Here is a 16,106-nt window from a genome sequence, read left to right on the forward strand (position 1 = left end):
TGCCGCTGCCCGGTGTTCGGCGCTTTATCGGCCAAAGGCCGGAATGTGCCCCTTTCTTACCGGGCCGCGGTGGGCAAGCCTCGGGCGTGCTACGTGCCGCGCACGGCGCACGCTCGTTCTTGCTCACGGGGGCTTGCTCCCGGCGGTAGGCGGTTGGAAGGAGCACTAGCGATGGGCGAGGGGTACGCATGACCGACACCGGCCAGGTCCCGGGCGAGGGACTGCCGGAGAACGCAGGCGGACGACTCGGACAACCGCACCCGGCGGATGTCCACGCCCCGCCTGCCGACGCCGGTTACACCGAACAGCCGCAGCCCGGTGTTCCGCCCGGCGCCGGATACACCTTCCTCGACGGCCCCGAAACCGGCGGCGAGGAGGACGACCTGCTGCTGATGCCGGGCGCGCAGGGCGCGTGGAGCGAGCAGCAGGCCCAGTACGACCCGCAGGCCCCGTACGACCCGCAGAACCCGTACGACCAGCAGGCGCAGTACGAGCAGCAGATGATGCAGGCCCCGATGCAGCAGCCGTACCCGCAGCAGCAGGGCCACGGGCTGTACGAGGGCGGGGTGCTGGACCCCGGCATGGCCGCGTACGCCGACGCGCAGATGCCCGAGCCGCAGCCGGTGGCCGAGCCCCTGGCCGGGCCGGTCGAGCACCCGGCGCCGGAGCAGCCCGTCCAGCAGCAGCCCGCGCCGCAGCCGCCCCAAGCCCCCGCCGCACCCCCCACGCCGCCCCGCCGCCCCCTGCACATGGGCCCGCCCGTGCCCGACCACACCTCCGGCAGCGGCATCGTCCGTTCCCTCGCCGACCGCGGCCCGGCCGCCGCCCGGAACACCGCGCCGCCCGTCCAGCAGCCCCAGCAGGCGCCCCCGCCCGAGCCCGAGTACACCGGTGGCGTCGACTACGCCAGCGCCCCCGAGTACGCCGCCGGGCCGCAGTACTTCGCCACCCAGCCCCAGCCTGACGACCCCGGGCCGCTCCCGGGACCGCAGCTCGCCGACCTCCCGCAGATCGGCGACGCCCCGCCGCCCGGCGACGCCTGGGACCCCCAGCCGCCCGCGCCCATGCCCGCACCAGCAGAAACGGTCGGTCTCGGCGACCAGCCGCTGCCGCCGGAGGGCGCCCAGCCCGCGGCGATGGACCTGGGCTACGCCGACCCCGGCTACGCCGACCAGGGGTACGCCGACCAGGGGTACGCCGACCCCCAGGGCGGGACGCCCGCCCCGGAACCCGGGCAACCGGTCGTCGACATCCCGGCCCAGATCCAGCCGGGCATCGCCCCGGACCAACTCCACGCGGGCCCGCAGGCCGTCATCCCGGCCCAGATCCCCCACGATGACGCGGAGGCCCCACAGCCCTACGCCGACCCGACCGCCGTGGACCCGGGCCACGCGATAGTCGCCGACACGGAGGAGCAGCCCCCACCCGCCGATGCGGCCGCCGCCGAGGCGCAGGCCCTGCCGCCGGAGGCGGCGCCCGCTGACGCGCAGGCTCCGGCGGACCCGGCTGCGCCCGGCGAGGCTCCGGTGCCGGAAGCCGACGTGCACGCGGAGCCCGCCGACGGGCAGCTCCCGGCCGAGGCCGAGGTGCCGGAGGCCGATGGGCAGGCGCTGGCGGAGGCGCAGGCCCCGGCCGCCGAGGCACAGGTCCCGGCGGACCCGGCTGCGCCTGGCGAGGCTCCGGTGCCGGAGGACGTGCAGGTGGCGCCCGTCGACGGGCAGGTCCCGGCCGACGGGCAGGCCCAGGCTGGTCCGGTCGCCCCCGATGCGGTTCCGGCGGAGGCCGACGCGCAGGACCCGTCCGCCCCCGGCGAGGCTCAGGCCCCGGAGGCCGATGCTCAGGCTGCGCCCACCGAGGCGCAGGCCCCGATGGCCCCGGTTGCGCCGGGCGAGGTTCCGGTGCCGGAGGCCACCGAGCAGGCGGCGCCCGCGGGGGCACCGGCTGAGCCTGCCCCTGCCGAGATGCCCGTGGCAGAGGCCCCGGCTGAGGTCGACCCGGCTGCCGCTGACGTGGATTCGGTGCCGGAGGATGCCGACGGGCAGGCCCAGGCTGCCCCCGATGCGGCTCCGGCGGAGGCCGACGCTCAGGCCCCGACTGCCCCCACGGAGGCCCAGGTCCCGGCGGACCCGGGTGCGTCGGCCGAGGCCGAGGTGCCGGAGGCTGCCACGCAGGTGGCGCCCGCCGAGGCGCCTGGTGAGCCTGCCCCCGCCGAGATGTCCGCGGAAGAGGTCCCGGCCGCGACCGACCCCGCTGCCGCCGACGGGCAGGCCCCGGCCGACCCGGCTGCGCCGGGTGAGGTTCCGGTGCCGGAGGCCGACGCCCAGGGGACGTCTGCGGAGGCGCAGGCCCCGGCTGCCTCGGTCGCCCCCGATGCGGCTCCGGCGGAGGCCGACGCGCAGGACCCGTCTGCCCCCGGCGAGGCCCAGGTCCCGGCGGACCCGGGTGCGTCGGCCGAGGCCGAGGTGCCGGAGGCTGCCGCGCAGGCGGCGCCCTCCGAGGCGCCTGCCGAGCCGTCCGCGGCAGAGGCCCCGGCCGTGGCCGACCCGGCTGCGCCGGGTGAGGCTCCGGTGCCGGAGGCCGAGGGGCAGGCCGTGCCCGCCGAGGCGCCTGCCGAGCCCGCGGCCCCGGCCGAAGAGGGCGACCCCGAGGCCGAGGCTGCCGCCGACGCACAGGCTCCGGCACCGGAGGCCGACGCAGCCGCCGAGGAAGCCTCCGGCGAGGCCGACGCAGCCTCTGACGAGCCCGAGGGCGAGACGGCGGAGGCTCAGGACGAAGCCGTCGGCCAGGAGGCGCCCGACGCCGAAGCCACGGAACCCGAAGCGGCCGCTGACTCCGAGGCCACCGCGTCCGAGGACGACCCGTCCGACGCATCGGAGGCTCAGGACGAAGCCGCCGAAGGCGAGGCAACCACCGAGGCCCCCGACGCGGGCACCCCCGCCGAAGAGCCCGAGCAGGCCGAGCAGTCCGAACAGGCCGACGCCGCGGACCACAACAACCCCGAGGCGGACCCCACGGACCAGGAGCCAGCCAACCCGGAAGCCGCAGACCGCGAAGCCGCAGACCCCGAAGCCGCAGACCCGGAAGCCGCAGAAGACCCGGCGGCCGCCCCCGGGCCCCTCGCCAACCCCTTCGGCCCCCGCGCCGACGCCGGGTACGACGACGCCGAGCGCGCCGCCGTCCACCGCGTGATGCGCGAGCGCCGGGACATCCGTAACGGCTTCCGGCCCGACCCCATCCCGCACGAGGTGCTGCTGCGCGTGCTGGAGGCCGCGCACACCGCGCCCAGCGTGGGGCAGTCCCAGCCGTGGGACTTCGTCGTCATCCGCTCCGAGGAGACCCGGCGCACCATGCACGAGCTGGCGGCGCGCCAGCGCGACGCGTACGCCAAGTCCCTCCCCAAGGGCCGGGCCAAGCAGTTCAAGGAACTGAAGATCGAGGCGATCCTCGAGACGCCGATCAACATCGTCGTCACTGCCGACCCGACCCGCGGTGGCCGCCACACCCTCGGGCGGCACACCCAGCCGCAGATGGCGCCGTACTCCTCGGCGCTCGCCGTGGAGAACCTGTGGCTCGCCGCCCGCGCCGAAGGGCTCGGCGTCGGCTGGGTCAGCTTCTTCGACGAGCGCGAGATGGTCCGTACGCTCGGACTGCCGGATCACCTGGAGGCCGTGGCGTACCTGTGCGTCGGGTACGTGGACGAGTTCCCGGAGGAGCCGGAGCTGCTGCGGGCCGGGTGGTCCAAGCGCCGCCCGCTGTCGTGGGTCGTCCACGAGGAGACGTACGGGCGGCGCGCGCTGCCCGGTGAGGACCCGCACAACCTGCTGACGGAGACCCTCCAGGGCATCCGTCCGCTGGACGCCAAGGCGCTCGGCGAGGCGTGGGAGCGGCAGAAGCGGATGACCAAGCCGTCCGGGGCGCTCGGCATGCTGGAGATCATCTCCGCGCAGCTCAGCGGACTGTCCCGGCAGTGCCCGCCGCCGATTCCGGAGCCCGCCGCGGTCGCGATCTTCGCGGGCGACCACGGGGTGCACGCCCAGGGCGTCACCGCGTGGCCGCAGGAAGTCACCGGCCAGATGGTCGCCAACTTCCTGGGCGGCGGCGCGGTCTGCAACGCCTTCGCGAGCCAGGTCGGCGCCGAGGTGTGCGTCGTGGACGTGGGCGTGACGAGCGAACTGCCCTCCACCCCCGGCCTGCTGCCGCGCAAGGTCCGCGCGGGCACCGGCGACTTCACCACCGGCCCCGCCCTCACCCGCGAAGAGGTGCTGCGCGCCCTCGAAGTGGGCATCGAGACCGCCCGCGACCTGGTCGCCGCCGGGAACAAGGCGCTGCTCACCGGCGAGATGGGCATCGCCAACACCACCACCTCGGCCGCCCTGGTCTCCGTGTACACCGGCGCCGACCCTGCCGAGGTGACCGGCCGCGGCACCGGCATCAACGACGAGATGCACGCGCGCAAGATCGACGTCGTACGGCGCGGTCTGGAGCTGCACCAGCCCGATCCCGCCGACCCCATCGGCGTCCTCTGCGCCTTCGGCGGCCTGGAGCACGCCGCCATGGCCGGGCTGCTGCTGGGCGGCGCCTCCCTGCGTACCCCCGTCATCCTGGACGGGGTCAGCGCGGGCGCCGCCGCCCTCGTCGCCCGCGCCATCGCCCCCGAGGTGCTGGCGGCGTGCATCGCGGGCCACCGCAGCGCCGAGCCGGGCCACGTCGCGGCCCTCAACAAGCTGGGCCTGCGCCCCCTGGTCGACCTGGACCTCCGCCTCGGCGAGGGCACGGGCGCCCTGCTCGCCCTCCCCGTGGTGCAGAGCGCCGCACGGGCGATGCACGAGGTGGCCACGTTCGACTCCGCGGGAGTCACGGAGAAGAACTGACGTGCGCCCCCGCCACGTAGGGTGTCGGCGGGGGCCACGCCCCACCACTAGATCAGCCGCTCCAGCGCCGCAGCGGCAGGCATTCTGTACGAGGAGAGCCGCACCGCCATGTCCGAGAACTTCGCATACCCCGTCGGACTGCGCCTCACGGGGCGGCGCGTCGTCGTCCTCGGAGCGGGCCAGGTCGCCCAGCGTCGGCTGCCCGCGCTGATCGCCGCGGGCGCGGACATCCTGCTGATCTCGCCCTCCGCGACGCCCTCCGTCGAGGCCATGGCCGAGGCGGGGGAGGTGCGCTGGGAGCGCCGCCGCTACCAGGACGGAGACTTCGAGGGCGCCTGGTACGCGCTGATCACCACCGACGACCCGGCCGCCAACGCCGCCGCCTCCGCCGAGGCCGAGGCGCGCCGGGTGTGGTGCGTACGCAGCGACGACGCCGAGGCCGCCTCCGCGTGGACCCCGGCCACCGGGCGCAGCGAGGGCGTCACCGTCGCCGTGCTCACCGGGCAGGACCCGCGCCGCTCCGCCGCCGTGCGCGACGCCGTGGTCGAGGGCCTGCGCGACGGCACCCTCGCCGCGCCCCGCCACCGCACCCGCGGCCCGCAGGTCGCCCTGGTGGGCGGCGGCCCCGGCGACCCGGACCTGATCACCGTCCGCGGCCGCCGCCTGCTCGCCGAGGCCGACGTCGTGGTGGCCGACCGGCTCGGCCCCCGCGACCTCCTCGACGAACTCCCGCCGCACGTCGAGGTCATCGACGCCGCGAAGATCCCGTACGGCCGCTTCATGGCCCAGGAAGCGATCAACAACGCGCTGATCGAGCACGCCAAGGCGGGCAAGTCGGTCGTCCGGCTCAAGGGCGGCGACCCCTTCGTCTTCGGCCGCGGCATGGAAGAGGCCGAGGCGCTCGCCGAGGCCGGTATCCCCTGCACCGTCGTCCCCGGCATCTCCAGCTCCATCAGCGTCCCCGCCACCGCCGGGATCCCGGTCACCCACCGCGGGGTCGCCCATGAGTTCACCGTCGTCAGCGGCCATGTCGCCCCCGACGACCCGCGCTCCCTCGTCGACTGGTCCGCGCTCGCCCGCCTGCGCGGCACGCTCGTCCTCCTGATGGCCGTCGAGAAGATCGGCGCCATCGCCGCCGCCCTCGTCCACCACGGCCGGGGAGCGGACACCCCCGTCGCCGTCATCCAGGAGGGCACCACCGCCGCCCAGCGCCGCGTGGACGCCACCCTCGCCACCGTCGGGGACACGGTCGCCGCCGAGGGCGTCCGGCCGCCCGCGGTCATCGTCATCGGCGAGGTGGTCGCCGTCGGCTCCCGTCGGGCGTAACCACCGGTAACTTCCTCACGTCGCCGCATTGGCACGGCATCCAGGACAAGGCAGTATCACTCAAGTGGCTGATCTCATCACCGTCGATGATCCCGACGACCCGCGGCTGCGCGACTACACGGGTCTGACCGATGTGGAGCTACGACGCAAGCGCGAGCCCGCCGAAGGTTTGTTCATCGCCGAGGGCGAGAAGGTGATCCGACGGGCCCGCCTCGCCGGTTACGAGATGCGCTCGATGCTGCTGTCGTCCAAGTGGGTCGACGTCATGCGCGACGTCATCGAGGACGTCCCCGCCCCCGTCTACGCCGTCAGCCCCGAACTGGCCGAACGCGTGACGGGCTACCACGTCCACCGCGGCGCCCTCGCCTCCATGCAGCGCAAACCGCTGCCCGAAGCCGAGGAACTCCTCACGCACGCCCGACGCGTCGTGATCATGGAGTCCGTCAACGACCACACCAACATCGGTGCCATCTTCCGCAGCGCCGCCGCGCTCGGCATGGACGCCGTCCTCCTCTCCCCGGACTGCGCCGACCCCCTCTACCGCCGCTCCGTGAAGGTCTCCATGGGCGCCGTCTTCTCCGTCCCGTACGCCCGCCTGGAGACCTGGCCGCGCGGTCTCGAAGCGGTCCGGCACGCGGGCTTCAAGATCCTCGCCCTCACCCCCGACGAAAAGGCCACCTCCCTCGACGACGCCGCCCCCCACCGCCTCGACCGCGTCGCCCTGATGCTGGGCGCCGAGGGCGACGGCCTCTCCACCCAGGCCCTGATGTCCGCGGACGAATGGGTCCGCATCCCCATGGCCCACGGCGTCGACTCCCTCAACGTGGGCGCGGCGGCGGCGGTGGCCTTCTACGCCGTAACAACGGGCCGCCCAGAGGCGTAGGGGGGCTCCGCCCCCCGAACCCCCCGCCGGGGCTCCGCCCCGGCCCCCGCGTTCCGCCCGGTGGGCGGGTGCGCGGTCGGTGCGGTGGGTGGTGCCGGTGCGGGGCCTCCGGGGCGGGGTCCCGGACCGTATATTTACGGCGCCGCTGCCGTAGAACGTGGGGTGGGCCGGAAGTCCACGGCGCCACAAATACACGTCAGCGTCCGGAACCCCACCCCTGCGACCCCGCCCCTCCGCATCGCCGGCGCCCGCCCCCCGGTGGCAACGGGCCCACGGCGGCCCGGAGCCGGAGGGGCGCCAGGGGCGGGCGGCACCGACGGTCGGGGGAGGGGACCCACCCCGCCCAACGCCCGCCACCGGGCGGGCCGGAAACGGAGGAGGCTGGGGTCCGCCCCGCCGGGCGAACCGGAATCGGGCCGGAGCCCGGGCCCACCCGTCGGTAGTCGCCGATGAGGCAGGAGGAGGCGGGGGTGCCCAGCGCCCGCCCCGGCGGGCGAACCGGATCCGGCCGGAGCCTGGGGTCACCCGCCGGTGGTCGCCGATGATGCGGGCGCTGGGCGAACCGGAGCCGCGGGGCACTCGCCGGTGGTCGCCGACGATGCGGAGGGGGCGGGGTCGCAGGGGCAGGGTCCTGGACGCTGACGTGTATTTGTGGCGCCAATCGCCCGACGTTCACTCCGCGCTCTACGTCAGCGGCGCCGTAAATATACGGTCCAGGGCCCTGCCCCGGAGGCGCCGCACCCGGCACCCACCACCGCACCGACCGCGCAGCCCGCCGGGTCAGAGCCCGCCCTCAGGGCCTGCCTCAGCCGCTCCCGGCGCCCCCGGCGCCCCCGCCGGTCCCGCCGCACCCGACGCTCCCGCCGCCCCCGGCGCCGTAGGCGCCGTCGGTACGCCCAGGCCGCGCGGCGGCCCCTGGCAGCCCTGGGCCGCCGCGATGCCCAGCGCGACCAGCAGCGTCACCACCACGAAGACCGTCAGCCGCTGCCGCAGCAGCCGGACCCGGTCCGGGCTGCCGGGGCGGCGGCCGTTCGGGGAGGTGCGGACCGTACGGGCCGGGGGGCGCTGGCCGCCGCGGCGCGGCGCCGGGGGCCGCGCCGGGGTGTTGCGCCCCGCCGTACGCGCCGCCCCCGCACCGGGCGGCCCCGACCGCGGCGACGACGCCCGCGGTGCCGCCGCGCCCCGGGGCGGCGTACCCGCTCCGGGGCGGCGCTCCGTGTGCTGGTCCGCGTACGCGTCGGCGCGCCGCCCCGCGGGACGCCCGTCCGCGGCATGCCCATGCTGCGCACCGTGCCCATGGGGAGCCCCGGGCCCGTGCGGCGCATGCCCCTGCGGCGCATGCCCCTGCGGCGCATGCCCCTGCGGCGCATGCCCATGGGCCTCACGCGCCGCGATCTCCTTGAGCCGCAGCGAGAGCTGAAGCGTGGACGGCCGGTCCTCCGGGTCCTTCGCGAGGCACGCGTGCAGCAGCGGAGCCAGCGCATCCGGCACCCCCAGCAGCTGCGGCTCCTCGTGTACGACGCGGTACAGCATCACCTCGGAACTCCCGTGCCCGAACGGCGAATCCGCCGTCGAGGCGTACGCGAGCGTGGCGCCCAGCGCGAAGACGTCCGTCGCCGGGGTGACGGCCGCGCCCCGCACCTGCTCGGGCGCGAGGAAGCCGGGGGAGCCGACGGCCGTACCGACGTGGGTCAGCGTGCTGGCACCGGTGGCCCAGGCGATGCCGAAGTCGATGATGCGGGGGCCCTTGGGGGAGAGCAGGATGTTCGACGGCTTGAGGTCGCGGTGGACGACCCCCGCCTCGTGCACCGCCAACAGCCCCTCGGCCAGCGCGGACCCGATGGACGCGACGTGCGCGGCCGGCAGCGGGCCCTCCTCGTTCACCTTGTCGTGCAGGGAGGGGCCGGGCACGTACTGGGTGGCGAACCACGGCCGGTCGGCCTCCAGGTCCGCGGCCACCAGCCGCGCCGTACAGCCGCCGCGGATCCGCCGCGCGGCGGACACCTCGCGGGCGAACCGCGACCGGAACTCCCGGTCCTCCGCCAGATCCGGCCGGATGACCTTCAGCGCCACCCGCTGCCCGCGCCGGTCGGACCCGAGGTAGACGACCCCCATACCGCCCGCGCCGAGCCGCCGGTGAAGCCTGAAGGAGCCGACGACACGCGGGTCCTCGCGCCGGAGCCGCATCATCGCCATGTCCGTCCCCTACCTCCGGTGGGGAGCCCTTCTACCCCTTGGTGGGGAGCCCCATCCGCTGCCGTCTGCTGCCGATCCACTGCCGTCCGTCTGACGTGCACAGCTTACGGATTGACGGCCCCGCGCGCTGAGAGGCCGCGCATGCGTCGGCCTACGGATTGTCAGTGGTGCCTGGGATCCTGGAGAAGTGGGCCGGAATCGTGGCAATCCGTGCTCCGGTCTGCGCGTGCGTGATCTCAAAAGACCGTCTCAGAAGGGGGATTGAGGCCGTGAAGGGTGATCGTGTGGAGATAGTGGTGGACGCGGGCGACACGACGCGGACGTACGAAGTGGTGGCCGAGAGGGCGGGGCGGCGGGTCGAGACGGCGGTGCGTCGCGGGGTGGTGGAAGTGAGCGAAGTCACCCGAAACGGGTCCGTGGTGCGGACGGCCCGCTTCATGGCGAACCGGGTCCTGGCGCTGGTGGAGCAGCCGGTGCCGCGGGGCGCGGACGGGGACGGTGAGTAGGGGCCGTTCCGCCCCCGGAGGGGCCCGCTCCGGCGGACCCCTCCGGGAAGACCCCAAGTCCCGGGCGGATTTCTCCACCCAGGGGAGTACGAGGCCCGGTCCGGCGTCATCCTCCGGGAGGCCCGGCAAGCGGTACGAGGGCATGACGCCGGGGACCGGGGCGCGCGCCTAATGTTGAGGTCAAGCGGCGGGCGCAGCACTCGTCCCCCGAGGTCAGACGCTCGCCGCTCCAGATGTGACGGAGGAAGGACGATGGCGGACACGGTGGGACGCACGGTCGTCAGGGCGCGCAGGCGCGGGGCCCTCGACGCGTTCGGCAGCCCGCAGACCGGGACCCGCCATCCTCTGGTCGCGGCAGCGATAGTGCTGCCGCTGGCCGTCCTGCTGAGCATCGCGTTCGGCGGCTGGGAAGCCGTCGTCACACAGGCGTCGTCCGTGGCGGGAATGCTGGGGCGCTGAGCGCTCCAGGCCCGGGAGAGCGGCCCGGGCCGGGGACTTCCCGGCCATCAGCCCCGTGGGGACGGGGGTGCGGCGGACGGCACGAAGCCCGGACAGCTGGGGAGCTGTCCGGGCTCGCGCCGTTCCGGACACGCTGAACACCACGCAGACCACCAAGCTGAACGCAGACCACCAAGCTGAACAGGGCATACGACAAAGGGCCGGAGCGTCTCGCTCCGGCCCTCGGCCGGTCGGTGTGGACGATACTGGGATTGAACCAGTGACCTCTTCCGTGTCAGGGAAGCGCTCTCCCGCTGAGCTAATCGTCCCGGGACTGCGTGCGCGATACTGGGATTGAACCAGTGACCTCTTCCGTGTCAGGGAAGCGCTCTCCCGCTGAGCTAATCGCGCGGGTGTGGGGCCGCGAGGACCCCGGTGGGTGGGACCCGAGGGTCCCGAGTGGACGATACTGGGATTGAACCAGTGACCTCTTCCGTGTCAGGGAAGCGCTCTCCCGCTGAGCTAATCGTCCGAGGTGGAGACGGGATTTGAACCCGTGTAGACGGCTTTGCAGGCCGTTGCCTCGCCTCTCGGCCACTCCACCAGACGCAGGGGCGTGAACCCCCACTCCGAGCGGACGACGAGATTCGAACTCGCGACCCTCACCTTGGCAAGGTGATGCTCTACCAACTGAGCCACGTCCGCAGGTGTCGTTTCCCGGGGCGCTTCCGCGTCCCGGCGACGTGTTGAACTCTAGCGGATTCCGGAGCCAGCTCAAATTCCGTTTCCGCAGCGTGCTGCCCTGCTCACCTGGCAGCCACCTCGCCGCGGTCCCTCCCGCGACCCCCGTGACCAGGCGCCATAGACTCGCAAGCGTGCACGACCTGCCCCCTCTCGCCCGCTTCGGTGGCCTGCTCGCCACCGATCTTCGCGATGTGACCAGCGACCCCTCGGCTCTCGACACCGAGGGTTTCTGGGCCGTTGTCGCGGACTTCGAGGGGCGTGTGGTCTGTGCCCGCTTCGGTGACGTACGCCGCGAGCCGGTGCCCGCCCCTGTGCCCGCCCCCGCGCCGGGCGCCTGGCGCGGTCCCCGGCCCACCGACTGGACCTCCTCGCTGGACCGGGCCGGGTACACCGAGGGCGTGCGCCGCGTCCGCCGTCACATCGCGGCGGGCGAGGTCTACCAGGCCAATCTGTGCCGCGTGCTCTCCGCGCCGCTGCCCGACCCGTACGCGGCGGACGTGGACGCGCTGATCGCCCTGCTGGCCCGCGGCAACCCGGCCCCGTACGCGGGCACCGTGCGGCTGCCGGAACACGGTGTGGAGGTCGCCACGGCCTCGCCCGAGCTGTTTCTGCGCCGCTCCGGACGGACCGTCGAGTCCGGGCCGATCAAGGGCACCGGCCGCCACGCGGAGGACCTGCTGGAGAAGGACCACGCCGAGAACGTGATGATCGTGGACCTGGTCCGCAACGACCTGGGGCGGGTCTGCGCCACCGGCTCGGTGACCGTTCCCGCGCTCTGCGCGGTCGAGCCGCACCCCGGACTGGTGCACCTGGTCTCCACGGTCCGCGGCGAGCTGGCGCCGGGGGCGGGATGGGCGGAGCTGTTCGCGGCGGCCTTCCCGCCCGGGTCGGTGACGGGGGCGCCCAAGTCCAGCGCCCTGCGCATCATCGGGGAGCTGGAGACCGCGCCCCGCGGTCCGTACTGCGGTGGCATCGGCTGGGTGGACGCGGACCGCGGCACCGGCGAGCTGGCCGTGGGGATACGCACCTTCTGGATCGACCGGCCGTCGCCCGCCGACGCCGTGCTGCGGTTCGGCACCGGAGCCGGGATCACCTGGGGCTCCGACCCGGACCGCGAATGGGACGAAACCGAACTCAAGGCGGCGCGACTGCTCGCGGTAGCGTCGGAAGTACAGCAGCCGACGGGAAGGACCATGCGGTGACGATCTGGCTCGACGGATCCCTGCACGAAGCCGACAGCGCCCAGGTGTCGGTCTTCGACCACGGGCTGACGGTCGGCGACGGCGTCTTCGAGACGGTCAAGGCGGTGGACGGCCGCGCCTTCGCGCTCACCCGCCATCTCCACCGGCTGGCCCGCTCCGCACACGGCCTCGGCCTGCCGGAACCCGACCTCGACGAGGTGCGGCGGGCCTGCGAGGCGGTCCTCGCCGACAACCCCGTGCCGCTGGGGCGGCTGCGGATCACCTACACCGGCGGGTTCTCGCCCCTCGGCTCCGACCGTGGCACGGCGGACCCCACGCTCGTCGTCGCGCTCGTCGAGACCCACCGCCGGGCGGACACCACGACCGTGGTCACCGTCCCCTGGACCCGCAACGAGCGCGGCGCGCTGGCCGGGCTCAAGACCACCTCGTACGGCGAGAACGTGGTCGCACTCGCCCGCGCCCGGGAACACGACGCCACCGAGGCCCTGTTCGCGAACACCGTCGGCGGACTCTGCGAGGGCACCGGGACCAACGTCTTCGTCGTCCTCGACGGCGAACTCCACACCCCGCCGCTCGCCTCGGGCTGCCTCGCGGGCATCACCCGCGCCCTCGTGCTGGAGTGGGTGGGGGCGCGGGAGACCGAGCTGCCGTTCGACGTCCTGGAGCAGGCCGACGAGGTCTTCCTGACCTCCACCACCCGGGACGTCCAGGCCGTACGGCAGGTGGACGACCGGATCGTGCCCGGTACGCCAGGACCGGTCACCGCCAAGGCCATGCGGATCTTCACCGAGCGGGCGGCCGCCGACATCGACCCGTGACGCCCGCCGACCCGTGACGCCACGCCCGCCGGCCCCGGGCAAACGGAACGAAAGCCTCCCGCCGTAAACGTGATGACGTGCGCCCCGGGCCCGGGTACAACACCATCGTGACCACCACCCTGCGGCCCACCACGCCCGAGCGGCACACCGACGACGGCGGGCGCGCGCGCTCGTACGAGGTGTGCGTCAACAGCCGCCCCGTCGGCAGCGTCCGGCTCACCACCGACGCCCAGCTGGGCCCGTCCGTCGGCCGGATCGAGCACCTCCACATCGACACCGCGGACCGGCACCGCGGCCGCGGCACGGTCGCCGCGCTCGCCGCCGAGGAGGTGCTGCGCGGCTGGCGCTGCACCCGGCTGGTGGCGAGCGTCCCCGCGCAGGCGGCGACCGCCCTCGGGCTGGCGGCCGCGCTCGGCTACCGCGAGCGCGGGCGTGACCTGATGAAGCAGCTGAGCGAGCCGCCCGCGCTGCCCCCGGGCAGCGCGATACGGACCCTGACGGAGGCCGAGTACCCGGCCTGGCGGGCCCGTGGGCGCATCGACGTCGTCAACAGCCTCCTGGGCAGCGGGCTCGGTCAGGAGGCGGCCGAGGCCATGGCCGACGCGGGCTACGCGACGCTGCTGCCGCACGGCCCGGCGACCCTTGGAGCCGTCCTGCGGGTCCTCTCCCACGCCGAACGGGACGTGGGCACCGTCTGGGTCGCGCTGCCCGCGGAGGAGCCCGACGCCCGGGAGCGGGGCGCGGCGTTCGTCTACTCCCTCGACGTCGCCGAGGAGCACCGCGGCCACGGCCACGGCCGGACCCTGATGCTGGCCGCCGAGCGCGACAGCCTGGCCGCCGGGGCGCGCCGCCTCGGTCTGCACGTCGTCAGCGGGAACACCCCGGCGCGGCGGCTGTACGAGTCGCTGGGCTACGAGGCGGTCGAGTACCACCTCATGAAAGAGCTGCTCTGACCGCTGATCTATCCGCGCTCGGCCAGCAGCCGGGCCGCGATCTCCTCGATCCGTTCCCGCAGCCCCTCCTGGCTCTTGCCGCCGTCCAGCCGCTCGCCGCCGATCACATACGTCGGGGTGCCGGTCACCCCGATCGCCTTGCCCTCGGCCTGGTCCGCGTCGACGATCAGGATGTGCCGGCCGTCGATCAGCGCGGTGTCCATCTCCTCGGCGTCCAGGCCCAGTTCCCGCGCCACGTCGACGAGCAGCAGCTCACCCCGGGCGCCCAGCTCGTCGGTGCGCTCCAGCACGGCTTCGACGTACGGCCAGCCCTGCCCCTGCGCCACGGCCTCCTCGGCGGCCTGCGCCGCCGCGTGGGCGTGCCGGTGGCGCTCCAGCGGGAAGTGCCGCAGCCGGATCTCCAGGGCGCCGCCGAAGCGCTCGCGCAGGGCGCGCACGTCCGTCAGCGCGGTACGGCAGTCGGGGCACTGGAGTTCGCACCACACGTCGAGTACGGGTCGGGCGGGATCGGTGTCGCTCATGGAGGTCAGTCTTCCAGCCCCCGCGGACTCCTCCGAACCCGGAGATGACCCTGATCCCGCGCCCCGGCTGTGGCCCTTGCCGCCCTGTGGGGTGCACGATGGACATATTGACCCATCGGCGGGAGGAACCGATGCTGACCGACACCATCTGCGCCGCGCTGTCCGCGGCCGGTCTGGGCATCGCCGGTCTGACCGCGTACCGCAAGCGCTTCCGGACCGCGGCCCGGATAGCGGCCTACGCGCTGCTGCCGGTGGGCCTGGCGATGACCGGAATCCTGGACTGGCTGACCGATCTGGTCTTCAACCCGACCGTCTGGGCGGGCTTCGGCCTGCTCGGGCTCTCCTGGCTGCTGTTCATGGTGAGCCGGGCGGCCGAGCGCCGGGCGGGCGGCACCCGCAAGGAGCGGCGTGCGGCCGCCGCCGCGGAGCGGGACGGGGCGCTGGCTCCGGGAGCCTCGGAACCCGCCCTGGGGCCCGGTCGCGGGGCCACCGGAGCGAAGGCGGCGGGCAAGGGAAAGCCGACCACGGCAAGCAGCTCCGGTACAGAAGATTTCTCAGACATCGAGGCCATTCTCAAAAAGCACGGGATCTGACAAGCTCCCGATCAAAAATCGCTCGTCGGTCGCAGCGGGGGTTCGGGCTGCGCCATGATCTCCGGCGAGATGCTGCAATCACCCGGGGAGCAATCCCCTATCGAAGGACCCCCTGTTCCACCGAGCGACGAGCCGCGCGGCTGCCTGTTCGCCCTCTCCCAGCCGCCGCTGATGCTTTTCCTCGCCTTCATAGGCATGCTGCTCTTCGGTACCGCGCTCCATGACCTCTACCGATGGTGACGGGACCCGGCGGCACGGCGCCCCGCCGCGCACCCCTGGGCTCAGCCCGCGGCCTCCTTGCGCCGCGCGCGATACGCGGCGACGTGCAGCCGGTTTCCGCAGGTGCGGCTGTCGCAGTAGCGCCGGGAGCGGTTGCGCGACAGGTCCACGAAGGCGAACCGGCAGTCCGGGGCCTCACAGCGCCGCAGCCGCTCGTGTTCGCCCGCCACGACGAGGAACGCCAGCGCCATGCCGCCGTCGGCCGCGAGATGGTCGGCCAGGGACGCTCCCGGGGCGAAGTAGTGCACATGCCAGTCGTAGCCGTCGTGGTCGGTGAGCCGGGGCGTGGTCCCGGCCGCCGCGATCATCGTGTTGAGCAGTTCGGCGGTGTGCCGGGTGCCGTTACCGGCGGTGGCGAAGACCTCGGTGAACCGGGCCCGTACGGACCGTACGGCGGTCAGGTCGCGCTCACCGAGCGTGCCGATGTCGCTGATGGCGTTGCGCTCGACGAACCGGCGCAGCGCGGCGACGTCCGCGAGGCGATCCTCGCTCTCGTCCCCGGGTGGCGCGGTGTTCACCAGGTCGACGACCGCGTCGAGCGCGCACTGGGTGTCGTGGTTGATCAGCACGATTGGCTCCCTGGCCCGCTGGGTCGGCGGTGCTCCTCGACTGCCCCTCCGATGCGCTCGACTCTAGCGGCGCCGGGCCCGGAACGTGACACGGCCGTGTCCGCTCCGGAGCGTGACACGGAGCGTGACGCGGCGGTGCCGCCGCCGCGGACGGTTCCGCGGCGGCGGCACCGCCGCCTGCCTCTGCCACTTTTTCGGGATGTCACT

General features: G+C 74.4%; 13 protein-coding genes and 5 tRNA genes. 10 read left to right on the forward strand and 8 right to left on the reverse strand.

The annotated features are described in order from the left end of the window. Positions 1-188: 188 nt before the first annotated feature. The 3 genes from cobT (at position 189) to HYQ63_RS34820 (ending at position 7,080) form a co-directional block, all read left to right on the forward strand. The gene (cobT, locus tag HYQ63_RS34810) at positions 189-4,871 is read left to right on the forward strand and encodes a nicotinate-nucleotide--dimethylbenzimidazole phosphoribosyltransferase (RefSeq protein ID WP_179937726.1); all 4,683 of its coding nucleotides are present in this window, start codon (positions 189-191) and stop codon (positions 4,869-4,871) included. Positions 4,872-4,979: 108 nt separating this feature from the next. Next, the gene (cobA, locus tag HYQ63_RS34815) at positions 4,980-6,197 is read left to right on the forward strand and encodes a uroporphyrinogen-III C-methyltransferase (RefSeq protein ID WP_179937727.1); all 1,218 of its coding nucleotides are present in this window, start codon (positions 4,980-4,982) and stop codon (positions 6,195-6,197) included. A 64-nt stretch (positions 6,198-6,261) separates the two neighbouring features. After that, the gene (locus HYQ63_RS34820; RefSeq protein WP_179937728.1) at positions 6,262-7,080 is read left to right on the forward strand and encodes an RNA methyltransferase; all 819 of its coding nucleotides are present in this window, start codon (positions 6,262-6,264) and stop codon (positions 7,078-7,080) included. A 780-nt stretch (positions 7,081-7,860) separates the two neighbouring features. Here the strand turns inward: HYQ63_RS34820 and HYQ63_RS34825 are convergent. Continuing rightward, positions 7,861-9,276, reverse strand: coding sequence for a serine/threonine-protein kinase (locus HYQ63_RS34825; protein ID WP_179937729.1), 1,416 nt, complete (start codon positions 9,274-9,276; stop codon positions 7,861-7,863). 269 nt (positions 9,277-9,545) lie between these two features. Here HYQ63_RS34825 and HYQ63_RS34830 point away from each other — a divergent pair, with 269 nt between their 5' ends. Continuing rightward, positions 9,546-9,782: a hypothetical protein gene (locus HYQ63_RS34830; protein ID WP_123100528.1), complete on the forward strand. Its 237-nt coding sequence runs from the start codon at positions 9,546-9,548 to the stop codon at positions 9,780-9,782. A 252-nt stretch (positions 9,783-10,034) separates the two neighbouring features. Further along, a complete protein-coding gene (locus HYQ63_RS34835; RefSeq protein WP_179937730.1) occupies positions 10,035-10,241 on the forward strand; it encodes a hypothetical protein in 207 nt (68 codons plus the stop codon). Positions 10,242-10,477: 236 nt separating this feature from the next. Here the strand turns inward: HYQ63_RS34835 and HYQ63_RS34840 are convergent. The 5 genes from HYQ63_RS34840 to HYQ63_RS34860 all read right to left on the reverse strand — a co-directional run bounded on the left by HYQ63_RS34840 (position 10,478) and on the right by HYQ63_RS34860 (position 10,925). Continuing rightward, positions 10,478-10,549: transfer RNA gene (locus HYQ63_RS34840), tRNA-Val, on the reverse strand. 10 nt (positions 10,550-10,559) lie between these two features. Beyond that, a tRNA-Val gene (locus tag HYQ63_RS34845) sits at positions 10,560-10,631 on the reverse strand. 49 nt (positions 10,632-10,680) lie between these two features. Further along, positions 10,681-10,752, reverse strand: a tRNA-Val gene (locus tag HYQ63_RS34850). A 1-nt stretch (position 10,753) separates the two neighbouring features. Then, positions 10,754-10,824, reverse strand: a tRNA-Cys gene (locus HYQ63_RS34855). Between the two features lie 28 nt (positions 10,825-10,852). Then, positions 10,853-10,925, reverse strand: a tRNA-Gly gene (locus tag HYQ63_RS34860). Between the two features lie 170 nt (positions 10,926-11,095). Here HYQ63_RS34860 and HYQ63_RS34865 point away from each other — a divergent pair. The 3 genes from HYQ63_RS34865 (at position 11,096) to HYQ63_RS34875 (ending at position 13,937) form a co-directional block, all read left to right on the forward strand. Continuing rightward, a complete protein-coding gene (locus HYQ63_RS34865) occupies positions 11,096-12,166 on the forward strand; it encodes a chorismate-binding protein (protein WP_179937731.1) in 1,071 nt (356 codons plus the stop codon). Next, positions 12,163-12,984, forward strand: coding sequence for an aminotransferase class IV (locus tag HYQ63_RS34870; RefSeq protein ID WP_179937732.1), 822 nt, complete (start codon positions 12,163-12,165; stop codon positions 12,982-12,984). Before HYQ63_RS34865 ends, HYQ63_RS34870 begins: the two co-directional genes overlap by 4 nt. 107 nt (positions 12,985-13,091) lie before the next feature. Next, positions 13,092-13,937, forward strand: coding sequence for a GNAT family N-acetyltransferase (locus HYQ63_RS34875; RefSeq protein ID WP_179937733.1), 846 nt, complete (start codon positions 13,092-13,094; stop codon positions 13,935-13,937). 8 nt (positions 13,938-13,945) lie between these two features. Here HYQ63_RS34875 and HYQ63_RS34880 read toward each other — a convergent pair whose 3' ends face one another. Then, positions 13,946-14,458, reverse strand: a complete 513-nt coding sequence (locus HYQ63_RS34880) for a DsbA family protein (protein WP_179937734.1) — start codon at positions 14,456-14,458, stop codon at positions 13,946-13,948. Positions 14,459-14,589: 131 nt separating this feature from the next. Here HYQ63_RS34880 and HYQ63_RS34885 point away from each other — a divergent pair, with 131 nt between their 5' ends. Next, entirely contained in the window at positions 14,590-15,051 is a 462-nt protein-coding gene (locus HYQ63_RS34885; protein WP_179937735.1) for a hypothetical protein, read from the forward strand. A 54-nt stretch (positions 15,052-15,105) separates the two neighbouring features. Continuing rightward, positions 15,106-15,291, forward strand: coding sequence for a hypothetical protein (locus HYQ63_RS34890; protein ID WP_009713678.1), 186 nt, complete (start codon positions 15,106-15,108; stop codon positions 15,289-15,291). A 41-nt stretch (positions 15,292-15,332) separates the two neighbouring features. On the opposite strand, the gene HYQ63_RS34895 is transcribed toward HYQ63_RS34890, so the two are convergent. Then, the gene (locus tag HYQ63_RS34895) at positions 15,333-15,899 is read right to left on the reverse strand and encodes a CGNR zinc finger domain-containing protein (protein WP_179937736.1); all 567 of its coding nucleotides are present in this window, start codon (positions 15,897-15,899) and stop codon (positions 15,333-15,335) included. Positions 15,900-16,106 lie beyond the last annotated feature (207 nt).

The organism is Streptomyces sp. Rer75 (genome assembly GCF_013414305.1).
Classification (GTDB): domain Bacteria; phylum Actinomycetota; class Actinomycetes; order Streptomycetales; family Streptomycetaceae; genus Streptomyces; species Streptomyces himastatinicus.

Excerpts from the sequence above, each read along its gene's own strand:
- cobT (WP_179937726.1), top strand. The coding sequence starts at position 189 with ATGACCGACACCGGCCAGGTCCCGGGCGAGGGACTGCCGGAGAACGCA.
- cobA (WP_179937727.1), top strand. The coding sequence starts at position 4,980 with ATGTCCGAGAACTTCGCATACCCCGTCGGACTGCGCCTCACGGGGCGG.
- HYQ63_RS34825 (WP_179937729.1), bottom strand. The coding sequence starts at position 9,276 with ATGGCGATGATGCGGCTCCGGCGCGAGGACCCGCGTGTCGTCGGCTCC.
- HYQ63_RS34835 (WP_179937730.1), top strand. The coding sequence starts at position 10,035 with ATGGCGGACACGGTGGGACGCACGGTCGTCAGGGCGCGCAGGCGCGGG.
- HYQ63_RS34880 (WP_179937734.1), bottom strand. The coding sequence starts at position 14,458 with ATGAGCGACACCGATCCCGCCCGACCCGTACTCGACGTGTGGTGCGAA.
- HYQ63_RS34885 (WP_179937735.1), top strand. The coding sequence starts at position 14,590 with ATGCTGACCGACACCATCTGCGCCGCGCTGTCCGCGGCCGGTCTGGGC.
- HYQ63_RS34890 (WP_009713678.1), top strand. The coding sequence starts at position 15,106 with ATGATCTCCGGCGAGATGCTGCAATCACCCGGGGAGCAATCCCCTATC.